At 40.5% G+C, this 20738-nt stretch carries 24 protein-coding genes and 2 pseudogenes; 3 read left to right on the forward strand and 23 right to left on the reverse strand.

The features are described from left to right. Window positions 1-210: 210 nt before the first annotated feature. Entirely contained in the window at window positions 211-381 is a 171-nt protein-coding gene (locus PR675_RS03325) for a hypothetical protein (protein WP_004918798.1), read from the reverse strand. A gap of 314 nt (window positions 382-695) precedes the next feature. Between PR675_RS03325 and PR675_RS03330 the strand changes: the two are divergent. Both PR675_RS03330 and PR675_RS03335 read left to right on the forward strand, forming a co-directional pair. Next, a pseudogene (locus PR675_RS03330) lies at window positions 696-910 on the forward strand (integrase); the annotation flags it as partial. A gap of 480 nt (window positions 911-1390) precedes the next feature. Next, window positions 1391-2356, forward strand: a complete 966-nt coding sequence (locus PR675_RS03335; protein ID WP_193450775.1) for an acyltransferase family protein — start codon at window positions 1391-1393, stop codon at window positions 2354-2356. A gap of 17 nt (window positions 2357-2373) precedes the next feature. On the opposite strand, the gene PR675_RS03340 is transcribed toward PR675_RS03335, so the two are convergent. From PR675_RS03340 to PR675_RS03375, 8 genes and pseudogenes are all read right to left on the reverse strand, one after another. Then, window positions 2374-3177 carry a hypothetical protein gene (locus PR675_RS03340; RefSeq protein WP_272582663.1) on the reverse strand — a complete coding sequence of 268 codons (804 nt, stop codon included), beginning with the start codon at window positions 3175-3177 and terminating at the stop codon, window positions 2374-2376. 9 nt (window positions 3178-3186) lie between these two features. Next, entirely contained in the window at window positions 3187-4377 is a 1191-nt protein-coding gene (locus PR675_RS03345) for a glycerophosphodiester phosphodiesterase (protein ID WP_193450777.1), read from the reverse strand. Window positions 4378-4429: 52 nt separating this feature from the next. Next, on the reverse strand, window positions 4430-5026 hold the full coding sequence (locus tag PR675_RS03350) for a YmfQ family protein (protein WP_193450778.1): 597 nt from the start codon (window positions 5024-5026) through the stop codon (window positions 4430-4432). After that, window positions 5023-6162 (reverse strand): baseplate J/gp47 family protein, encoded by a 1140-nt coding sequence (locus PR675_RS03355; RefSeq protein WP_193450779.1) that lies wholly within the window; start codon window positions 6160-6162, stop codon window positions 5023-5025. Before PR675_RS03355 ends, PR675_RS03350 begins: the two co-directional genes overlap by 4 nt. A 2-nt stretch (window positions 6163-6164) precedes the next feature. Then, window positions 6165-6595 (reverse strand): annotated as a pseudogene (locus tag PR675_RS03360) (phage GP46 family protein). After that, the gene (locus PR675_RS03365) at window positions 6595-7179 is read right to left on the reverse strand and encodes a phage baseplate assembly protein domain-containing protein (protein ID WP_193450822.1); all 585 of its coding nucleotides are present in this window, start codon (window positions 7177-7179) and stop codon (window positions 6595-6597) included. The pseudogene PR675_RS03360 and the gene PR675_RS03365 overlap by 1 nt, the downstream one beginning before the upstream one ends. A 2-nt stretch (window positions 7180-7181) precedes the next feature. Then, window positions 7182-8246: a phage baseplate assembly protein gene (locus PR675_RS03370; RefSeq protein ID WP_193450781.1), complete on the reverse strand. Its 1065-nt coding sequence runs from the start codon at window positions 8244-8246 to the stop codon at window positions 7182-7184. Continuing rightward, on the reverse strand, window positions 8243-9646 hold the full coding sequence (locus PR675_RS03375; protein WP_193450782.1) for a DNA circularization protein: 1404 nt from the start codon (window positions 9644-9646) through the stop codon (window positions 8243-8245). The genes PR675_RS03370 and PR675_RS03375 overlap by 4 nt, the downstream gene beginning before the upstream one ends. Before the next feature lie 118 nt (window positions 9647-9764). Here PR675_RS03375 and PR675_RS03380 point away from each other — a divergent pair, with 118 nt between their 5' ends. After that, a complete protein-coding gene (locus tag PR675_RS03380) occupies window positions 9765-10232 on the forward strand; it encodes a hypothetical protein (RefSeq protein WP_193450783.1) in 468 nt (155 codons plus the stop codon). 27 nt (window positions 10233-10259) lie between these two features. Here the strand turns inward: PR675_RS03380 and PR675_RS03385 are convergent, their stop codons facing one another. The 14 genes from PR675_RS03385 to gpW all read right to left on the reverse strand — a co-directional run bounded on the left by PR675_RS03385 (window position 10260) and on the right by gpW (window position 20731). Continuing rightward, window positions 10260-12137 (reverse strand): hypothetical protein, encoded by a 1878-nt coding sequence (locus PR675_RS03385; RefSeq protein ID WP_272582664.1) that lies wholly within the window; start codon window positions 12135-12137, stop codon window positions 10260-10262. A 114-nt stretch (window positions 12138-12251) separates the two neighbouring features. After that, window positions 12252-12548, reverse strand: a complete 297-nt coding sequence (locus PR675_RS03390; protein WP_413788534.1) for a phage tail assembly protein — start codon at window positions 12546-12548, stop codon at window positions 12252-12254. Between the two features lie 2 nt (window positions 12549-12550). Further along, on the reverse strand, window positions 12551-12919 hold the full coding sequence (locus PR675_RS03395) for a phage tail tube protein (RefSeq protein WP_193450785.1): 369 nt from the start codon (window positions 12917-12919) through the stop codon (window positions 12551-12553). A 9-nt stretch (window positions 12920-12928) separates the two neighbouring features. Next, window positions 12929-14419, reverse strand: a complete 1491-nt coding sequence (locus PR675_RS03400) for a phage tail sheath subtilisin-like domain-containing protein (protein ID WP_193450786.1) — start codon at window positions 14417-14419, stop codon at window positions 12929-12931. Next, a complete protein-coding gene (locus PR675_RS03405) occupies window positions 14416-14580 on the reverse strand; it encodes a DUF2635 domain-containing protein (protein WP_193450787.1) in 165 nt (54 codons plus the stop codon). The genes PR675_RS03400 and PR675_RS03405 overlap by 4 nt, the downstream gene beginning before the upstream one ends. 12 nt (window positions 14581-14592) lie before the next feature. Beyond that, complete coding sequence (locus tag PR675_RS03410; protein WP_193450788.1) at window positions 14593-15132, reverse strand: ATP-binding protein; 540 nt, start codon at window positions 15130-15132, stop codon at window positions 14593-14595. Continuing rightward, window positions 15129-15461 carry a head-tail joining protein gene (locus PR675_RS03415; protein ID WP_193450789.1) on the reverse strand — a complete coding sequence of 111 codons (333 nt, stop codon included), beginning with the start codon at window positions 15459-15461 and terminating at the stop codon, window positions 15129-15131. The genes PR675_RS03410 and PR675_RS03415 overlap by 4 nt, the downstream gene beginning before the upstream one ends. Next, window positions 15451-15834, reverse strand: a complete 384-nt coding sequence (locus PR675_RS03420) for a hypothetical protein (RefSeq protein ID WP_193450790.1) — start codon at window positions 15832-15834, stop codon at window positions 15451-15453. The genes PR675_RS03415 and PR675_RS03420 overlap by 11 nt, the downstream gene beginning before the upstream one ends. Window positions 15835-15844: 10 nt before the next feature. Continuing rightward, on the reverse strand, window positions 15845-16891 hold the full coding sequence (locus PR675_RS03425) for a major capsid protein (RefSeq protein WP_193450791.1): 1047 nt from the start codon (window positions 16889-16891) through the stop codon (window positions 15845-15847). Between the two features lie 74 nt (window positions 16892-16965). Continuing rightward, window positions 16966-17358, reverse strand: a complete 393-nt coding sequence (locus PR675_RS03430; RefSeq protein WP_112307729.1) for a head decoration protein — start codon at window positions 17356-17358, stop codon at window positions 16966-16968. Next, a complete protein-coding gene (locus PR675_RS03435; RefSeq protein ID WP_193450792.1) occupies window positions 17358-17969 on the reverse strand; it encodes a hypothetical protein in 612 nt (203 codons plus the stop codon). Before PR675_RS03435 ends, PR675_RS03430 begins: the two co-directional genes overlap by 1 nt. 1 nt (window position 17970) lies before the next feature. Beyond that, complete coding sequence (locus PR675_RS03440) at window positions 17971-18834, reverse strand: S49 family peptidase (protein ID WP_112307731.1); 864 nt, start codon at window positions 18832-18834, stop codon at window positions 17971-17973. After that, window positions 18831-20474: a phage portal protein gene (locus PR675_RS03445; protein WP_193450793.1), complete on the reverse strand. Its 1644-nt coding sequence runs from the start codon at window positions 20472-20474 to the stop codon at window positions 18831-18833. The genes PR675_RS03440 and PR675_RS03445 overlap by 4 nt, the downstream gene beginning before the upstream one ends. Beyond that, window positions 20474-20731: a gpW family head-tail joining protein gene (gene gpW, locus PR675_RS03450; protein WP_048608684.1), complete on the reverse strand. Its 258-nt coding sequence runs from the start codon at window positions 20729-20731 to the stop codon at window positions 20474-20476. Before gpW ends, PR675_RS03445 begins: the two co-directional genes overlap by 1 nt. Window positions 20732-20738 lie beyond the last annotated feature (7 nt).

Raw genomic sequence — 20738 nt, forward strand, 5'->3', positions numbered from 1 at the left:
CATCAATGCTCACATAAAAAGATAGTTGGCTACGTTGTACTGCTCCCTGCCTGACCTACATATTACGCAATTTCTTGGGAGAATCTCTAATCCCTGTTCACCAAGAAATAGCTCTATCTTAGTCACACCTAATTCCTTTTGTCGTTTGCGTTTTTCTATTTTACGTTATGCGGCTTTTGCCATTAGTCCCGTTTCTTCATTTTAACTACACTAATGCACGGAACAAAAACGTTCAATAGATAGCTCATCGACCCTAGCGCCACCTAAATTTGCCAAAAATGCTATTGTTGAAAGCACATCTTTTTCGCTTGTTGCGACAAAAAGAGTTATGAAAGATTGTTGGTTCCATAAACCACTTGCTTTATAAACCGATTTTTTCATTTTCACTCCAACTAACTACATTCAATAACCTGATGACAAAACGGCTTTATATCCTCTACAAGGTACATAGTTATATGATGGGAGCGATTTTATTTTTTCCAAGTATGTCAGTTTCATACTTTCATTACTCACAAATATTTTAGTCTGCCTCTGAAAAACGCCCAATGTACCTCAGGTGCCTTTTTAATCTTACCAGCACTCGCTCTCTGTCTATTTTCTATTTTGATGCAGTCCTCGTCAGCAAGACGTCTTGTCGCTGAAAAAGATCAACTCATGAAAGCAGGTATTTATATTAAGCAAGCTAAAAACAGGTAAAAGCTAAAGAGGAAGCTGTAAAAAAATTTCCTTATTTAGATTTTAATTTTACGTTTCATGATTTGAAGGCAAGGGAATATCTGATCTGGAAGGAACGCTGAGTGAGAAGCAAAATATTTCTGGCCATAAAACACCTTCACAGACTGCACGATATGCTCGAAAAGTGGTAATCGCTCCAACGGTCGGTGGACAGAAAAAATCAGGGGGAAGGTAAAAATATAGTGAAGATATATAGTGAAAATATAGTGAAGCGTGATTTCAGTCACAAAAAAAGCCACCTAAAAGGTGGCTTCTTTCTTTCCCTAACTCGTTGATATTCAACTGAGTTTTTATTTGGTGCCCAGGGCGGGACTTGAACCCGCACAGCCTAAAGGCCGAGGGATTTTAAATTCATATACATTATATTATAAAACAACAACATATGATTTTTTTCATAATATAACGCAAATATAACGGCTAGATAAAACAATATATTACAGTAAAAGAAATGGTGTTATTATGAAGTTCTAACAAAAAATTTTTGCATGCAAAATACTTGATGTGATGAGAAACCGCAGCCATAAACTGCCGCTTTGTAGTGATGGGGGTTAGGCCAATCAATATCTTGTGCTAATCGCTGATTGTAGATAGAGTTACTTGAGATTACATCTTCTTTCAATATAATGATTTATATTTATTAACAGAAGGGACTCTCATGAGGAATGTAGCTGTCGATAACGCAAAATTTTTCTTGATCATGCTTGTCGTTTTCGGTCACTTGTTAGAAACAAAAATATCATCAAGCCAAGTGTTAACTGACATATTTAAGACAATTTACTCTTTCCATATGCCTGCATTTATAATGTTATCAGGGTTATTTTTTAATACAAAAAATAATGTAAAGAAAACATACAACAACATAATTGTTCCTTTCATCTTCTATAACTTGCTGTATGAGCTGATTTTGTTTACATCAGCCAAGACTTTATCTTATTACACTCTAGTATTATCTCCAGCGTGGATAATGTGGTTTTTGTATAGCTTAGCAATTTGGAGACTTATAACCCCTATATTTTTAAAAATCAAATATCCTTTCGTTATTTCTGTCTTTATATCTCTCATTGCTTGTAATTTTAACTTTATCGGCTACCCTTTAGGGTTATCTAGAACACTGACTTTCTTTCCTGTTTTTCTATTTTCAGTTCTATACAAGGACGTCATCTTCAAGTCATTTAATTTTAAATATAAAGCTTTGTCACTAATCGCTTTTATCCTTTTGCTTTCTGGTGTCTACTTTAGTGATATTGATTATAGAATCTGGTTTGGAAGTCGTAGTATGTCAACGCTAGGATATGGTGCAATTAGTGGGACTTTGCTCAAACTAGCAACTCTGCTAATATCAATATTGTTGTCAATTTTGTTATTTACACTCATATCAAGAAAAAATATATCAACTACAAACTTTGGTGAAAACACATTACATGTCTATCTAGCACATGGAGTTATAATAAAATTACTTTCATTTGCAGGTATATTTACTCTACTTTTTGATAAATTTGGTGAGGTTTATTTTTCAATCGTAATGGCAGTATTCGCAGTTGTTATATCTATAACTCTGTCTATGCGTTTTATAAAAAATATAAACGAATATATTTTCAAATTTATTCAATTAAAGCAATAAGCGCCTTTCGGCGCTATTTAGTTGATTAAGCTTGTAATAAAAAAAGCCAGAGATTCATTTAGCTGTGATATGTCAACTACACTGCTATCAGAATTTTTTACCAGATTTATTGAAATCATTTCATCATTTACGCCAAATGTTGCGTACACCCTGTATTTCATACTACCCACATCATTTGTCATCTGAGTCGAGATTATTGGTCTAAACCCAACAGAAAGTTGATAACCTGATGAAAGTAATTTATCCGTTTTTATATATAATGTTTTTTTGTCTTCAGATAAAGAAAAACCGCGAATACCTACTTTTGAATAATCACTGCTTAACGATCCGCCTGAATTACTCACAACAACAAGCCCCATAGCGTGGATTCTAGGAGTTGGTATGCCATTTTCTTCAATTAATAAAGGGTTTTTAAGTATAATTTCTCCTTCAGTCCCTCCCGTTATAATTCCAGCTGATATTTTCATTACAGATTTCTTCCAGTTTTCTCCAGTATTTGAATGCGTTGGAACAGTAAATGATATCTTGTATAATTTCCAATCACGATGATTAAATTTATATTGCTGAAAGTTGGATTCATGCGGGTAGTCAATATAAATACCACCAGTAATAGATTCTGAATTTATTTTTGCTTCGATACTGAATGTGTAAGTTGCTCCAGGCCGAACAGGAAACGATTTAGTTAAATATGCCCTATCTGTATTTGATGAGCCTACTTTTTTAATTACTGCCGCATCTCCATTCTCTGAATATGAAACTATACTTCCTGAGCTTCTTTCAAAAACCATATCTTGTATATTACGCAATACAATTGATGTCATGTTGTTTTCTCATTTTGTTTTTAGTGAAACATCTGAAACAATACGGTTACACCCTTGCTTCATGACTTGTGCAGCTTCTGTGCTATTCATTACCCCCCATACAGCAAGTCCAACATTTGCAGTTCGACACTTTTTAGCTATAGATGAATCACTAAGAAAAGATTTCATTTCCATCAGGAACATAGCTGGAGCATTCGCTTGCAAAGTGGGAATGAGAGACTCATAGTCAGCTGCGGTAGGTCGTAAAAATCCCAGTTCCAAGTTTTTATTATGCTGGCGAAGAAATAATAGCTTATCGTTGTTAAAGCACTGTGTTGTTACGTTATTTTCTGCATCGTAATATGTAATAAGCCTTATATACTCGAGAATATTCTCCTCTGTCATGTGATCACTAAATTCAGCGTAGATTTTTAAGCCTCGCTCCTTGACTAAATCTAAAACATCTTTAAATCTAGGAATATGCATATCTGAGTAGATTGTTCCCTCTAAATTTTTATATCTTAGCTGATCAATCTCTGCGGAACTTTTTTCCCTAAAGAGCCCAGTTCCGTTAGTCAGTGCACTTACGTCTAAATCGTGAAATACATATAACACACCGTCGGTTGATGCTTGCACATCACATTCCAATGAAGTTGCACCCGCTTCAGCTGCCATGCTAAATGCAAGTATCGTGTTTTGTGGAAACTGGCGTGCGAAACCACGGTGAGCGATTAACTCAAGTTGAGAGTTATTCAATATGTTATTATTTGTAATTGTTGTCCTTTGCGTGGATAAAACATCCTTTTGTAAGGGCTGGATAGCCACTGGCGCTAACGCTAAGTTATCAGCATTACTGATTTTGGTACTTAGCATTACCTTTCCTTTTATTTCTTCCGTCGCATCTGGAACATTAACTTGACTGTCAGAAATAGCATCAGTTACCGCTTTTTGACTCATGACACTTTTTTCTGATGCTCCTATATTTTGTACGATTTCAGGGGCTACATCACTTGCTATTTTTACTATTGCTGTAGCTAACTGATCATCTTTATCTGGGTTTTGTACAACCCCAGCCTTGATTAAAACATTAATAATTTCTCTTTGTACGGCCGTAAGCCATGGTCCTTCTAATATTGTTGGCGGAGTTCCTGTTGAAATATTGCCATTAGTAAACTCACCGTTTTTATCGGCTGTGTTGGTGACGTCACCAATTTTTTTCATGACATATCCTCACTCAATTAAAGTGATAAAAGTAAATTAATTAATAAATTAGTTATTCAGAATAACCAATTTGAACAATAGTATGAGGGGGAGATATTTGATTGAATTTACATTTAAGATATCGGTCACCCCATGATCTAAGGGGATCACCGCAATAACTGATACCAGCTTTAGCTGCTGTCACTTCTGTATCACCTGCATTAACTCGCCATGTGTATAACCAATCCCCCGTATACAATGAGTCGCCACATGCTGATATTCCTGCCCGTAGCGCCCGAAATTCTGTAATGGTAATTTGGTATCCCAATTCATCAGCTAAATGAATAAAGAAGGGTTTAGATTGTCCTCCAGTTGAAATTAGCCTTGAAACAACAGCACCTTGCCTTTTAGGTAAACTATCCATTTCACCGATTGCACAATCGTCAGGTAATCCTAATGTTTTTTCCCACTCAGCTAACATCACTGTTGCAGTTTTTGGAAATGAACCATTCAGCAATTGAATAGAGTCAATATCAGAAATATGATAATTCCATGCTAACCCTTTAAGAACTGAATACATTGTACTGTCGGGCTTCCAATTCCATGCTAAACCATGAGGGGCTAAACTGATTAGTGCCTTTGTATAATCCTCTACGCTATAGGCAATCATGAATAAATGACCTCCCCCCGTATTGGAATTTCACCGATCCCCAATTCAATTTCATCGGGGGGCATAATCAACTTATATCCCACCAATCCTAACGCTGCAAAAATGGCGCGATCAATATCTGCGGGGTTAATCGTATTTAATTCAGATGGGTCACTATTGATATAGAAAAAACCATCAATGGCCCCTTCTAATTTTCGTCTTGTTTCTTGGTCAATATGCGACAACCCGCTAAACTCAAAATCAATTTTCTTTTCAACTGGAGAGCAAACCCACACTAATGCGGTAACGGATTGGAGGTCGTAAAGATAGTCAGCAACGCGCAACTGATCTCCAGTCGCATGGACTTGATAGACTTCTTTTGTTGCTGGACCATCAGTGCCAATCGGAAACCCACCGTTAGCATTATTGTCACACATGATATAAATACCAACTGATCCCGCGCCTAAAGCTCGACGCCTAATCCATGCTCGCGTTACTCCTGGTACTTCTTTTGCCCATCCTACATAATCATTAGCATTTCCACCTTGTGATGGATTCTGATAGGCCTCTAATATACGGCTTCTGAATAGTTCTTCCTGTTCAATATCTGCGCCGCCAACAATAGGCTCAATGGCAACTAACTCTGAAGAAACACCGGGGATGCTAATATCTAAAGCTAATTTAGTTCCGGATGGGCTATTACCGAATGAACCGTCACTGTCTTGAGTGGTATTGATATCAGGTAAAATTGCGACTATTGACAGTAAGGTTTCGCCAGAAGGTTCGATAAAACCTTCCTCTGTCGTTTCATATTGATAACCATCTCCGCGATTGAGTTTACTCCCTTTTCTAATCACACTCCCCGGAAGTCCAACCGCTTTTACAGAGTTGCATTTAGCCTTTTGCGGGGCTTTTCGATAAATCCGTTTTAATGCCCCCCATCCTGCTAACCATTCATCTGTTGCTGTAAAGGGGGTTGTTTGCTTTGCAATATAGTCTAAATAACCATAATGCATATGTGACATCCCTGCAGTCATATCTGCTAATATCTTCATATTAGAGAAACGCAATAATGCCCCTGGTTCTTTTAACTCTGAACGAATGAATTGCTCGCCCTGCTCCCGTAATTCTGAAAGTGTTTTTCTTTTAAATGGCATGGTTATGCCTCCCAAACCCAATAAAATCGTAAGTCACCTTTATCACCCGGTCTGTGATAGCGAATAATCATATTCAGCCTATTTGGGTAAACAATTTGCGTGGCACCTCAAAAAAAGAAACCACACCATCGTCAACAAGCCATTTAAGTGACTCTTTGGCATAATCTTCCGCCTTACTTGCAACAGATTTAGTGAGTTTTTCTCTATCCAGTAACCATAGACGAGAACCAATGTTGTAATTATTTCCTAAATCCCCCCACCAGCCTCTGCGATAACTTTCATCTAATTGATCATCAGGTTTAGCAACACCATCCGTAAATAAACTAATCATGATGGCCGTTTGTAAATCGTCTCCTGCCAATAAATCACCAGAACCTTGCAACCAATCCGCTTTATTTGAATTAACTTGCCACCACGTTGAAATATCTGACATTAGACTTTCTCCTTGATAGCTTCGCTAGTGATATTGCTACCGCCTGATTGGACATTTTTGACATCATGATTATGTTTGTTATAGCTGTCTCGTAACGCTTTTAACGTCGATTTATTACCTTCGCAATTATCAATAATATCCCCCGTTACTTTTAGTATTGGGGTATTGAGTAATACTTCAGTTGACGCATTCACCGTGACTTTTTTAGCATTATTTACCGTTACGGCTTTATCTTTTGCCTCAATCACAATGCCTTCTTCGGTCATTAAAATATGCAGGCCCCATTGGTTATAAAGCACACTTTCACCTGATTTCAGGTTTTGATGCCTTGATGAAGGGTGGTTACTGGCAAAGATGATTGCATTTGAGCGATTACCATTAAGGTAAGCAATTAAGACATCAGACCCTGCTGGAAGTGAGGAAGAAAAGCCAAAATCGGTATAACGAATTGTACCGTCTCTCACTTCCATATTATTGTGGTATTGGACTTTTTGAGTGTTACCGCCATCTTCTGACAATGTAGTTTTGCCGAAGCCAATCATCATTGCTATACGCGTTTTGATGTCTCTTAAAATCTGGCTCATCATCACATCCTAATCGTTTGATAGAATTCGTATGGCTCAACAATAAAGGCTTCTGGAGGCATTAACGTTAAAATCGCCTTGGTTCCATCACTGCCCCGAATAAAAACAACTTCAGACAACAACCATTGTTTATCTTCAAGGCCAAATATCGGGATATTGATAGGAATTAGTGTGTTGGGTCGCCATAATTGATCATCAACATCGCGCCAGCTATCAATGACAACACGTAACTCCTTAGATCGACCATAACGACGGTTCATTTCCCAATTAATCGCTTCCTGCTCTCGTCTTGCCGTAATAAGGTTACTTTCAACAATTGTGATGTAATTACGGTACCGCATTTTATCGGCTTCGGGATCTCGTGCTCTGGCGTTCTCAACCGATGAATAGTCACCGTTCATTGGTGATATCGATAGTGAAACACCAATATATTCAGAATATCGATTACTCATGGAATCAGAGTAATTAGCTTCTTCAATATTTTGACATTGAGAAATACCACTAGCGGCTACTTCTGTTCCAGCTCGAGATAAAAATAAACTCCCATCAGGGAGTTCATAATAAAGCAGTGCAGACCAACGGCATGTTCGCTCAATGACTTGCTGTGAGGACTCCCCCCAATTAAGCGTAAACTGGGGAATGTTCTGAAGTTGGCTCTCTGGAATATCGCTAATGACATCAATGTCATACCAAGTAGCGAGTTTTTTTGCTATTTGTAATGCATTAGATTGACTAATAACATTATTTTCCCAATTCGCTGAACAATCGACCAAATCTTGACACTTACCACGCCCTGAAACACGGATCTGATGTTGCGTCTTATTAATAGCAGGGTTCCAACTATCGATATAGCCAGTAACAACCCTATCTTCACCTATCATCACTTCACAAGGATCACCCGCTTTCACTAATTGTTTTTCATCCGTCGCTGGATAATAGTCCATCAATGACAATTCAAAGTCGCTGGGGAACCGTTCAATGCCACGCGTGATTCGAATACTATCCCACCCCATAATGCGTTTGCCATTTATGAGTAATGAAACTTCATCGTTATTTTTATCACTCATTTTTTCAATGCCTTAAAATTTATGGGCATAAATGCCGGATGGCGAGGTGAAACCTCCATTACCAATTCATCACTACGGCTTGCATCCTGGTAAATTCGATTAGAAACATGTAAAACACTTAACGTTTCAGGTAATGAGTACTGAGTTAAACGCCCTTTTTCTGAGCCCTTATAAATATACTGAGTTACAACGGCTGCACGCATTTCATAAAGTAATTGATATGCATCATCCATCCCGAGATCACCTATTTGGGTTAATGCATTATCAAGAATATGGCAAATGTCTCTTTGTTGGTTTGCTGCATCATTACTGCTACTAGGTAATGTTTGTGTCGAAAGTGTGGCAACTGCCGCTGAAGTGATAACTGATAAATAAGCAACTGTCAGTATTGTAATCCGCTTACTTTGTGCATCTTCTTGGTATTCTGGATATTCAAACAACGATAACTGCGAAAGTAAGTGAATTCTACGGTCAATTGAACTGGCCAACTCCATCATTTTCGCTATAGTGTCTTGGGTATATTGGCAAAATTGTTCGGGGTCTTTCGCTTGCTGAACTAACTCAAGTTGCTGAGATAGATTCTCACGATCTATTGTAATAGCTGTTAATTGCTTATCTACAATTGTTGATTCATCTCCATTTAATTCAGTAATAAACTTTTTACCTGTAGCCCCCGAAACTGAACCGCCCAATTTACCACTCTGATAACGGCCATACTGATCTGAACCAAACACACTGCCCAATGAATCACTCAAGTTTGTGGCTTCATTAACTGTTTTTTCAGCAATCATGACCCAAAAACTTGCCGTTCGTTTTATCGTTTCTAGTGTCTGAGTAACCGCTCTCATCTCGCCCTTGATAAGAGAAATATATTTAGCCGCCATTGTTGTGGCTGTTTTTAACCAATTTTTAGAAGTTAAAACGCCTGAATTTTCTGATTCTGTTATTGCGAAAACTTTTAACCCTGATTCAATAACAAATAGCTCAAACTCAAATACTCGCCCATTTTCAGCATTTTCATTAATTCGTAAGCCACTTTCAGTCACACTTACCGTTAACTCGCCTAATGTGGGGTGAATTAACGTTCCTGAATTTCCTTCTTCACAAGCAGCTATCAAGTTATCACGCTGGGTGAAAACATCAGGTGCGTCATAAACCAAGCTATCTTGAATTAAAAAGCCTTTTATTGTGAACCGTCGAGTGCTACGACCGAGATCCTCAACCCATGCCTGATCTCGGTATGGGTATTCATGTACCGCAACACGACGACCAAATACGCCCTCGCCCGACATAACGCCAAACGGAACACCACGAAATGAAGCCTGACGCAAATGTTCAGCCCATGACCATGAGCTATCCTCTCCCAATAAAGAAGATAATGCGTTTTTAATTAATGCCATGGGAACTCCAGAGATAAAAATCTAAATAATGATTTTGTTAACATTTAATTATGCATACTATTGCTCATTACATAGATTTAATTAAAGTAACATACAACTTATATAAAGGTGATTTCTGATGAAATATATAAAAATACTTACTGCATTGTCAGTATTAGTCCCTGTAATATCATTCTCTGCAACCCCAATTATTTGTGAAAACCAAACTTCGGGAGAGAAAGGTACTTCTATTTGGCCATCTTTTTATTTGTCTGGCCAAGACACTCTTTGTTTTGATGTCAAAGGGTGGCCTGAATACTCAGGAAATAACTGCGTAAAAAATGGAAAAACAGCAAACTGGACTGGTTTAGTCATTGTTTGGGAGGATGGTGAATCTCAAGGTCGTGATTCTACTAATTTCCGAGTTATCTCCCCCGTAATAAATAGCGACACTATAAACTATAACATTGAATGGTCACGAGGTGATGAGTGGCGAACAATGCAGCATGTTTCAGTAAATAGACTAACTGGGGGTGCTGTTAGTTATTTTGTAACTGAACATGGTGGCGAAAGCTACCAATGTAGAGCATCACAAAAAGCATTTTAATTAAATGGATATCAATTATGCCCCTTATTAAGGGGCATCCATAGGGATAGTAATTCTTCCGTTTGATTTGGGTGTTAAGTACTGTGTTGTTTTCTTATCACCACTCACGACAGTAATTTCTAGTCTAGCGTTTTGTTGTAATGCCTCTGATAAAGCATTTGTGATCATATCGACGGCTTGAGTTGTTTGGTTGCCAGCATTTATTGATGGCATTTCCTGAGTTCGTTGTTCAGTTTTTTTCTGCTCTTCACGCAAAGAAATCATATCACGTTGTTCCATAACTTTAGTTGGATCTCTAAGTCCTTTCCAACGATCATCCATAATAGAGTCCATAACACCTTCCATGATCTGGTCATAGCTAAATGGCTGTGCTCCATTTTCCACTTTTATCATTGCATTCATTAACTTGGCTAAAACTTCGGGATCATGCATATCAAGATATTCATATGCGCCATATCCAGTCCAATTTGATACCATACTGATATATTCTTGTGTTTTGTTTTCATTTGATGGCGCGTACTTTTCAATATAATCAGCAATGCGATTTTTACCCCTTTCAGCATCCAGCATCAACTGTCTAGACATTGCAGCTAACCCATCTCGATCAGATGCAAAAATAGCAAACTGGTCACCTTCAGGGCCTTGAAGGCCAATTTTGTTATTTGCATCTCTTAGGTTGCCGGGGTTTTTATTTCTAAAACCTCTCGTTGTTGGGTCATATTTTGAATCTTGAATCCAATTGTCAGGAATTTTACTGTATTCTTGCGTGGGCTCTTCATGTTTCTGAGGAGTGTGCTCTTTTTGCCATTTATCATATTCTTTCTGAACATTATCAGTCATAAAGCCAAGGCTAACTGCAACCTGATCACTCCAATCTAACTTGTCATAAAATTCAGGGGTTTCATACGTCCAACGTAATATTTTAGATTGCTCACCATTGATTATGCCAAGGGTTCTGTTAATTGCTGCGCTATCGGGTCCATGAGTTAGGATTTCTTGTATGCCACCAAGCCCATCAATGACAGAATCATCAGATAGGACATCATTAACCTTATCCGAACCTTTGGTTTTTAGTCCTTCCCATGCAGCGCCGAGCTCATTTAAGGCGGCATCTAACTTACTCAATTTTTCAACGACTTCGGTATGACGAGTTAATCCAAGCTGATCTGATTTTTCTAGTCGTTCGTCAAGTTTACCTTCACGCATTAACCCTAACATATTGTTATCAAGGCCAACTTTAGCCTGTAATTCCCAGTTACGACTTTCTGGCATTTTAGCAATGGCTTTTTCTAGGCTCTGTAATGTCCTAGTAACATCCACTGAACCATCTTTTTTCTGATAAATATCTGCTCCAATTTGACGAATTGATGCAAGCAACTCATTATTTTCACCTTTTATCGCTTTAGACAATTCAACATAGTAGCCAGACATAGATTGGCGAGCGTCAGACTCATCCACACCGCGCTGCTGAAGTGTGCCTGTTAATCGTGTTTCTTCTTCAACAGACATTCCCATGCTTTTTGCACTGGTTGAGATATCGGTGGCTTTTTTACCCTCATCACGAATCTGAGAAGCTATTTGATACCCTGCATAGCCAATAGCACCAATCCCTCCAATTTTTGTTGCCATGCCGAGATATTTACTCGATAATTCACCAAAATTTTTTAATGGTGGGATCATATCACCGATATTTTGTGCACCTTTACTTGCTACATCACCAATACCCCGTAATTTGTCGCCAATTGCCCCAAGACCTGATTCGGTATCGCTACCACCAAGATTCAAATCTTCTTTCACATCACGAACACTGGGGCGTAAGCGACTTAACTCACTTTCAATCTGACGAATAACCCCACTTGCTTTATCATCAGCAACCAACTCAAAATCAAATGTGTTACTCGCCATGTTTACCTCTATTAATTATTCGATTTGCATTATCTACCCACCACAGCAACCGACTTTTAGTGAGTGACCACGCTTCGTGTGGCCCCCATTTATAAAAATACGTTGCTTCAGCTGCTAGCTGTTGCCACTCGCTGAGGGATTGAATGCCAAAAAACTTTGTAAATAATCCCGGCAAACCGCAAAGTCTGTAATAGACATTTTTTTAATGATTGGATCAGGAATACCGCTAACAAGTACAATAAGTAATCGCATCGCAGGTAATGAACTCGGTGACTTGGCCTGCTCTGCGTAGAATTGTTCAACTTGAAAAAGTACAGGCTCTTTTAAATTAATAGTTTCATAACGAGTACTACCATCATTTGATTCAATGGGAGTATTCAGCGTAAATGTTTTCGATTTTTCAATTTCCACGATTAATTCTCCGTTACCGAGCGGCCTTCCCAGCGCACTTCAAATTCTGCATCTTCACTTTTGACTTCCTGCGTGTTAACCGTCCACAGCCCTTCCCCAATGATAGTTTTTCCATTGGCTAATTCCGCAACAATATTCACGTCGGTTTGATTGTTAAAATCAGCAACGGTGGTACCACCAGAATCACGCACACGCATGGAGATAAAACCTGGTGTTGGTTTCTCTTTGTATCCATGCACCGAGTCCATTCCTGATAGCGTTTCACGCTTTACCCTTGATGGGCTATAGGTAAAATCCCCCACGACCATAATTGAAATACCATTGACGGTGACGTATGCCGTCCCCGCCAAACGGTTAGCTGTGTTTGACATAGTCTCCCCTTAAATTGTTGGTTGTAAGCGGAACTGGTTAAGTAACGCAAACACACGAAGTTGATTAATTAAGGTTCCCGTCCATAAAACATCTAGACGATTTGGGTTCTGGCTATTGCGCTCAACAAGCAAGCCTTTAATAAAAGCATCAGAATCTTGCACATGGCCATTAAATTCTAATGACTTGTATTGCGCGATTAATTCAGCACGAACCACATTAGGCGTAACAATCGCAGCACCAGGAGCAAATCGAGTACCGTCATTAGCCAGCTTCATACGCCCAAATTTACTTGTTATTTGAGTTCGCATGAAACGAGAAACAAACATCAACAAAAACAAGGTTTCTACTTGAAGGTAACTATCGTCATTATCGCCATAAGCATTTTTCTGATAGGTCGTAATGATGTTTTCAACACGCACGGTACCATCGTCATCAACTGTAAATGTCGATACACCACTATGTAATAGGCTATTACGCTCAATAAGACCGAGTTGCTGAGTTACATCAGGCGCTAAAACACCATTAATAGGTAATGTTTGTAGCGGTCGCCCCGGGTCATTGCGTAAACTTTGAGCAATAGCACCAACATAAGCAGCGGCCCATTGGTAAATGGGAGATGGTGATTTAGGAACCCCCAGCAAAGAATTATGCTGATCGTTACGCTTTTCACCGAAATCAGCTAATTGTCCATATGTTCCTGTAATTGCGGTAAAACTATGCCCATAAAGTTGCTGATCCCATGACCAACGACCACCATTATCGGACAAGAAGTCCTTAATAGCATCAAGTGAGGAGGTATCACTATATGGGTTTACAATGAAATCAAACGAGCGATCATTAAGATTAGATAACCCATCCAACAAATCAGGTGCGCCACTCCCACCAGCCATGTCAGTAATGATAAGCTCTAGACCTGAAGGTGTAGTCTCTCCCCCTGATAAGCCGCGATAATTGAGTTGAATATCAATGCTATTTCCTAAAGCACCTTTATTTTTCGCAGTTAATGTCAATGTATCGTTTTCAGCTTTAGCCGTTACTGGCATTTCTGATAATCGATTAATCGCAGTACCTAAACTTGAAGCGATAATTTCTACGGTATCTGTTGCTACAACAGTAACTTGAACGCGAATACCACCAACATAAAGTGAAATAACACCTGTAGCATTTGCAGGGCTGTTAACCTTGATTGAACCTATGGCAGCAGTCATTGACTCAGTATCGTTATGAGGCAAGACCCAAACCTCGGCAGCAGTATCGTTACCAATATATGCCTTAACCATACTATGCAAAATTGAACCACTACCAAATCGTTCTGCAGCTTGCGATGCTGAGGGAATTCGCTCAGGAATGGCATTCTGCGCGTCTGCTCCTGTTAACATTTGGCCTACAATCAGAGTGCGCTGAGTCGCCGTTGCACTGTTGGCCATCGAATTATCAAATTCAATGTAGAAAAGTGGCGCACGTAGATTGTTCGGAACTCGTGAGAATGGCACTGTCATGCTTTTTTCTCCTTGGATTGTTGTATGACAAGCTCAACATCACCATTGTTAAGCCGCGCACGCCAATAAACATTATTGGGTACTTCTTGCCCTGTTTCAGGCAAAGGAGAACCCTTGACCGGACAGCGAACGCTGCGGCCCTTAATTGGTTTTACATACATAGAAACTCCTGATTAGGTCAGGTCAATATTGATGTGGTGCTGAGGTGTACCATCCGGTTGTTGAACAGAGATATCGATACCCGTTAACGGATCCGCCTCAATAGGATAAAACTCTTCGGGGCCTTGGTAGTATTCGATGTCTAAATCCACCAATAACTGTGCAAGATGGCCTTCACCAACTGCACTGATATCGATTTGAGAACGAATTTCAATAAACTGCTGAATTTGGCGCGTCAATTCATAACTATTAATGACAGCACGCTCAATTTCTTCCCGTAGCGCTTCCAATGCTAGCTCAGCTTTCATGGCTCCATCGAGGTCACCACCATCAAACTCTTCTAGTCGCCCCGTCACACGTACTGTCGTGATGGTATTGAATTGAGGTACGTTACGGCCCAGTGATTTTTTTTGATCAAACGGTGTTTGAACAATAATACAAGGATAATCCGCATTTACTGTTGACCAATCCATCGGTGAATAAACACGGTTTTCTGCGGCTGTTTTTCCTTTTAGGGAGTTAACAACTAATTCACGGATCTGCGCTGCATTCATGATGCCACCACCTTATTTAAGATCAGATGTGTTCCACCATGACTGTCAGGCTGGACATCCCCAACAACGAATAATGTGCTCACACTATAGATAAATACCTTGTCACCTTTAACTGGGGCAGTTTTGAAAATAGCATCGCGCACACCTAAAATCGGGCGAGTGGTGTTAATTCCACTCTCCCCATCGAGGGATTCATAGTTTTGGGCATAGGCTCTATCAAATATTCCCTCAATATCATAATGCTCCCCTGTTTTAGGTCGCCAGTTCGCCTTTTCAGCAAAAACATTATGAAGTGGATTTAATAGATGCTTATCCCAATCAACCCCCACTGATTGTTACCGTGCCAGTAGGGTTGGCTTGAACCAGTTTTTCACGCACAGAGGCCAATGACATAACAACACCGAGAGTAACAAGTCGTTCGGCATCGCTATCTTCCAATTCAATTTGTTGGCTTTCGGTATAGAGAACACCGTTGTGCTGAACTGAGCGACCTTTTACAACGACATAAATATCATCCGTTTCATCATCGTTATCTGATTTTGGCTCAGGGTCTGGTTTTGAAACTGGTTCAACATGCGGTTTATCATTTAATTCATCTGTTGGAGCAACACTTTGTTGAGTATTACCATCAACCTGTAACTCAGGGGGTAATCCCCCCAAGTCATCAGTTTTATCCTGCTGCTCTTGGGGTTTCTTCGCCATAATGCCTCCGTTAGACTACCGTTGCACACAATGCCGCATTCACACGGCTAGGAATAACCAGCGGTGAAGATTGCATCATTAAGAAACGCTGCGCGGGATCATGCTCTAACCATGATTTTGGTGCAAATGCCAGTGGACCATAGTCAAATGCAGGGTCAATAATGGCACCGAATGCGCGAGTTCCCATTAAATCAGCCCCCGACATAATTACTGAGCCATCGGGGATCATTGGTTTTTCAATGTTATCAATTGGGTCAATGAACCAATCATTGTAAAGCCACAAATCATAGTTACCCCAACGCCCTTTATATACCGCCCCTTTTTGAACTTGTGTACCTGCATTAATTTGGTTACCGAACGGGCTTAATGCAGGGAAAGTAATCGCATTGTCTTTAATCGTGGTATCCAAACGAAATGCTTTCCACGATTTAGTGGTAAACACGATATCAGTAGCAGTCGCACCTGAATTTTTCAGAATACGCTGCCCCCAATCTTCAATATCGTCAGAAGGCTGAGTATTGGTTTTTCCTGCATCAACTTTCAGTGGCCACTTGTCGGTGCCAGATAATGTGATGGTCAATTCAGCGGCACGACCAAAATCAACAACTTTCGTGTCGTAACCCTCACCCGCCACCGTGACAGTACCTGAAACCAATGCGCTGGATGCCATCCACTCTAAGCGGCGGTTGATCATATCGATTTGGTCGGCCATTTCGAACTGGAGGTTTAGCATTTCTCGCTCTGCTGCAGACAACTGTCCACCAATGCGTTCGCCGATTTGACGACGGATAGGCTTACGTAAATCAGGTGCACGTTTGTCTTTGATGTACGCAGGTTTAAAGCTGTTGGTTTGGAACTTACGAGCCTCGACCAGTTTACCTTCCACTAATGGCGAAACAAATGGAGCCATACGACGTAAGCCCACATCTACATCGATAGAAACTTCTTCAGTATCAGACTCAACCACGCTTGGAAAGAATTTATCTAATAACCAGTTTTGGCTAGTCATTAGGTTTGGCACGACTTGAACTAAAACATTCGTATCGAAAATATTCATACTTTTTCTCATTTAAAAGACGTCAAAAGCCCTACTATTTCTAGCATTCAACGTCTAAGTGAATTAATGGGGGATTAAGCTTGTACGCTATCGCGAAGGAAAATAGAGAATTGACGCAATTCGTCAGTCAGTTCAGGGATAGTCCAAGTCGCATCATACGTTGTTTTATGATGATTAAACTCGCCCATGAGATATACACCACCTAAAACGCTATCTTCCGTTGTGTTGACATCATCAACTAAAATAGCACAGGGTTTTTCACTGCCGTCTGCCGCATCTTTTTTACATAAAACGTACTCACGAGAAGCGGTAACTTTACCAAGGATGGTACCACGTTTTAAAATACCTGCTTTCGCAATAGTTACCGTATCAGTCACAACTTGAAGCGGCCCTGAGATTAACTGGTCAGGATTAAAAACCGCTTGGCGCACACCAGGCTGAAATGGGTTTTGTGAAATCTGATCCATTATTTGCCCCCTTTATTACTGTTGTACAGGCTTGTCATTTTGTTAACAATAGATGCTGCAGAACCTGCTGGCGCCACTTCCGCATCTTGACCTAAACGCACTTGCTCTTCTTCACGCATACGAGCATCAAGAGAACGACGATTGCTTTTCGGCGCTGAAACCCCGCCCATGGCTTTCAGAGTGCTAATTGCTTCACTCGATGACAAATTAGTATTAAATGCCAAATGAGCAGCCATATCAGGACGCGCAGCAGCAGCTTTACTGCCAAAAATACGAGCACAACGCTTACGTTCGGCACGACGGCCTTTTTTCACGTCTTTGTTGTCTTCATCATCTTCGGCATCTTCGTCGTCACCTTCTGCATTTTCATCATCTTCTGCATCAGGGTCTTCGTCATCATCATCTTCGGCTTTTTTGCTTTTTGCCTTCTTCGCTTTACGACCTTCTTTTTCTTCGTCTTGATCTTCCGATTCAGGATCATCATTTTCAGCATTTTCTTCTTCATCGTCATCTTCTACACGACGACCTTTCGCTTTGCGTGTTTTTTCATCATCTTCTTCAGTAGTTTTAGCCTTGCGACCAATAAGATGAGCAAATGTAAATTTAGACATATTATTTAACTCCAGAAACTTTCATCAGTTCGTGAAATGCGACATCAGGACTGGCAACAACATCCGCAAGCCCAATTTGTACGCCCTCATCAGCCAGAAAACAGGCCGCTTGTGTGTTGCGGATTATCTTTTCAGATAGCCCACGGTTACGGGAAACAGTGCTCACAAACAGACGCCCCATTTCATCAACATCGTGCTGGATAGCCGCTTTCGCTTCATCACTAAGCGCTATATACGGGTTACTCTCTGCTTTACGGTCGCCATAGGTAATGATGGAAACCTTTAACCCGTCCTCTTTTATGCGCTGTGACCAATCACAATGAATAACAATCACCCCAACTGAGCCAACGCCACCTGTACGTGGCACATAAATTTTGTCGGCTGCACTGGCAATGGCATAAGCCGCTGAATACGCATTTTCAGAGAGAATGGCATAAATCGGTTTTTTACCTCGTAATTCATAAATCAAATCAACAAGATCAAAACACCCTGCCACCTCACCACCAGGTGAGTCGATATCGAGACAGATACCTTTGACTTCAGGGTCATGAATGGCTGACAAAAATACCTGTCGTATGCCGTCATAACCTGTCATGCCACTGTAAGGTCGCAATGAACCAAGCTTTTGTACTAGCGTTCCCTGTATGGATATCAGCGCGATCCCTTCTAAAATGTCGTACCCTGCATCGGCCTTTTTCTTGCGCGAAAAGCGATCATCATCGTAATAATCATCCTCCATCATCGTGCTACGAATTTGCGTAATACCAAATCGTTCCATGACGGCACTTATCACGACTTCTGCTTTTTGTGGATGAATGGCCAGAGGGGTATTAAATAGCTTTTGCGCTAAGTGGGGTAAATTCACTTGGCCTCCGGTTGTTCTATTTTATCCGGTGAGAATTGTTCAGCTTGTGCCCATTTAGGCGGCTCCAATCCTCGTTCTTTGAACGTTTGTAATTCATAGGCACGCTGGTCCACGAGTTCCTCCCAATCTTCACCAACGTTTTCAGCGGCTTCCATTTCAAGGGTAGATAAACCCGCTTCCATACCTAAGATAGCGCCTTTTTTCTCTGCAACAGGATCAACCCAACCACGCCCCGGTCCCATCCACCATGCTCGGCAATAAGCTGTTTTAGCCTCTAAAAAATCTGGAGCATTACTAGGCATGGGAAGGTTTTCAATATCGTGAATTTCCTCAATAAAAGCACTTGCAATTGGATCGGCAAAACCTGCTGCAAAATCATCGCGACGACGAGTTAGCGTTTTCCATGCCTCCAACATTGCTGCACGTGCCGAAGAGTAGTTAACTTTTGACCAATCCTGAGTTAATTGCTGTGCCGAAAGACCCGTTGCGGCGGCAATATTACGGAGTGCTGCACTTTCGAACCCTTCAAAATTACTATTTGGGCGTGTCGCATTCACAGTATCAATACTTTCACCGGGGTAAAGGGTTGGAATTCTCGCGCCATTATTTAAGCTAATACGACGGTCGTTGTGAAACTCCATCCTACCTTCCTGATAAGCACCTACCTCAGTATCATCAAAAGTTTCTCCCATAGCAGACTCAACCATTTTAGGATCATAAGGTGAGGTGATATATGCGCTGAATATGGCATTTAAAATCGCCGCTTCTAACTCTGACTGATCATACTTAATCAGCATTTTTAGTCGCTGAACTACAGGTGTTAAAATCCCTATGCCCCTGTGTTGTGAACCTCGTTCCATATCAAAGTCATGAACAACAATAGGCCGCCCCCATGAAGTTTCACGGGCTATCCGCCTCCACGTCATGGTTTTTTGCGCAGCCCACCAATCCCCCATGTGAGCTTCTCTAATATGATAAGCAATAGGAGCACCATCATCGTCAATTTCAACACCACCGCGAATATTGGCCATATCAAAATTTTGTTGAGGGTTGCTTAATCTATCTGGATCTACTATCTGAATTGTTGTTGCATAATTAGCTTTACCGGCTCCCAACCTATCGGGCCGATACTGTAAAATTGCTAAAGCATCACCATCGAGTAATTTATGCCGAAAGCCAAGGCGTAACATTTGTGATACCGTTTGCTTACGCTCAACATCACAATATCGACCTTTATCATTAGCCCAAGAACGCCAGTGTGCAGTTAAGACACGGCTATATTCAGCAGCCCAAACAGCATCAAACGCTTTATTTCCTGAGATGAAATGCAACAAACGATAATCAGGCTTAAACACTGGCCGATAACTCGCACCCACGGCATTATCAAGTACTCGAGTAATAGTCCCTGATGCCCATCCATCATTACGCGCCAAATCTCGTACACGGGAGACAATCTTGTCACGGTAAATATTGATTTCATTATCAGGTGACCACAGTGCCGGTTGCCAATTTGCAAGCTGGTCGCTGTAGGAATTACCAGCATCATAAGGAACACGGCTACCACCTACCAGAGAATGAGGTTTAGACCTTTGAACTGATTGATATGGCTTACCGTACCTATCAAGTATTTGAACTGTCATCAGAATTTAAACCTTACAGGTCGCCTAGCGCGAGGAATTAAACCAAGCTCCGCTTGTAACATCTGTATTAATGCTAACAAGTGTGAGAGTTCTGTTTTTTGGTAACTCACAGATCGAGTTCCATCACCTTGGGAATAAGAAAAAGAAACCCCTTTCGTGCCCGAAGCTAAATCTAAATAAGCTTGTTGGGCTGTATTTAGAGCAGCCTTTAGCTGGTCTCGGCTCATTCCCATGAGTAAACCTGTTTTGTGATACATAGGGATC

Origin of the sequence: Providencia sp. PROV261 (assembly GCF_028477945.1) — a bacterium.
GTDB lineage: Bacteria > Pseudomonadota > Gammaproteobacteria > Enterobacterales > Enterobacteriaceae > Providencia > Providencia stuartii.

Coding starts and splice junctions, on each gene's coding strand:
- PR675_RS03420 (WP_193450790.1), bottom strand. CDS start 15,834: ATGGCGAAGAAACCCCAAGAGCAGCAGGATAAAACTGATGACTTGGGG.
- PR675_RS03430 (WP_112307729.1), bottom strand. CDS start 17,358: ATGGATCAGATTTCACAAAACCCATTTCAGCCTGGTGTGCGCCAAGCG.
- PR675_RS03335 (WP_193450775.1), top strand. CDS start 1,391: ATGAGGAATGTAGCTGTCGATAACGCAAAATTTTTCTTGATCATGCTT.
- PR675_RS03355 (WP_193450779.1), bottom strand. CDS start 6,162: ATGCCATTTAAAAGAAAAACACTTTCAGAATTACGGGAGCAGGGCGAG.
- PR675_RS03350 (WP_193450778.1), bottom strand. CDS start 5,026: ATGATTGCCTATAGCGTAGAGGATTATACAAAGGCACTAATCAGTTTA.
- PR675_RS03345 (WP_193450777.1), bottom strand. CDS start 4,377: ATGAAAAAAATTGGTGACGTCACCAACACAGCCGATAAAAACGGTGAG.
- PR675_RS03435 (WP_193450792.1), bottom strand. CDS start 17,969: ATGTCTAAATTTACATTTGCTCATCTTATTGGTCGCAAGGCTAAAACT.
- PR675_RS03380 (WP_193450783.1), top strand. CDS start 9,765: ATGAAATATATAAAAATACTTACTGCATTGTCAGTATTAGTCCCTGTA.
- PR675_RS03375 (WP_193450782.1), bottom strand. CDS start 9,646: ATGGCATTAATTAAAAACGCATTATCTTCTTTATTGGGAGAGGATAGC.
- PR675_RS03370 (WP_193450781.1), bottom strand. CDS start 8,246: ATGAGTGATAAAAATAACGATGAAGTTTCATTACTCATAAATGGCAAA.
- PR675_RS03325 (WP_004918798.1), bottom strand. CDS start 381: ATGAAAAAATCGGTTTATAAAGCAAGTGGTTTATGGAACCAACAATCT.
- PR675_RS03365 (WP_193450822.1), bottom strand. CDS start 7,179: ATGAGCCAGATTTTAAGAGACATCAAAACGCGTATAGCAATGATGATT.
- PR675_RS03340 (WP_272582663.1), bottom strand. CDS start 3,177: ATGACATCAATTGTATTGCGTAATATACAAGATATGGTTTTTGAAAGA.
- PR675_RS03425 (WP_193450791.1), bottom strand. CDS start 16,891: ATGAATATTTTCGATACGAATGTTTTAGTTCAAGTCGTGCCAAACCTA.
- PR675_RS03385 (WP_272582664.1), bottom strand. CDS start 12,137: ATGGCGAGTAACACATTTGATTTTGAGTTGGTTGCTGATGATAAAGCA.
- PR675_RS03405 (WP_193450787.1), bottom strand. CDS start 14,580: ATGTATGTAAAACCAATTAAGGGCCGCAGCGTTCGCTGTCCGGTCAAG.
- PR675_RS03400 (WP_193450786.1), bottom strand. CDS start 14,419: ATGACAGTGCCATTCTCACGAGTTCCGAACAATCTACGTGCGCCACTT.
- gpW (WP_048608684.1), bottom strand. CDS start 20,731: ATGTATCACAAAACAGGTTTACTCATGGGAATGAGCCGAGACCAGCTA.
- PR675_RS03395 (WP_193450785.1), bottom strand. CDS start 12,919: ATGTCAAACACAGCTAACCGTTTGGCGGGGACGGCATACGTCACCGTC.
- PR675_RS03410 (WP_193450788.1), bottom strand. CDS start 15,132: ATGAATGCAGCGCAGATCCGTGAATTAGTTGTTAACTCCCTAAAAGGA.
- PR675_RS03445 (WP_193450793.1), bottom strand. CDS start 20,474: ATGACAGTTCAAATACTTGATAGGTACGGTAAGCCATATCAATCAGTT.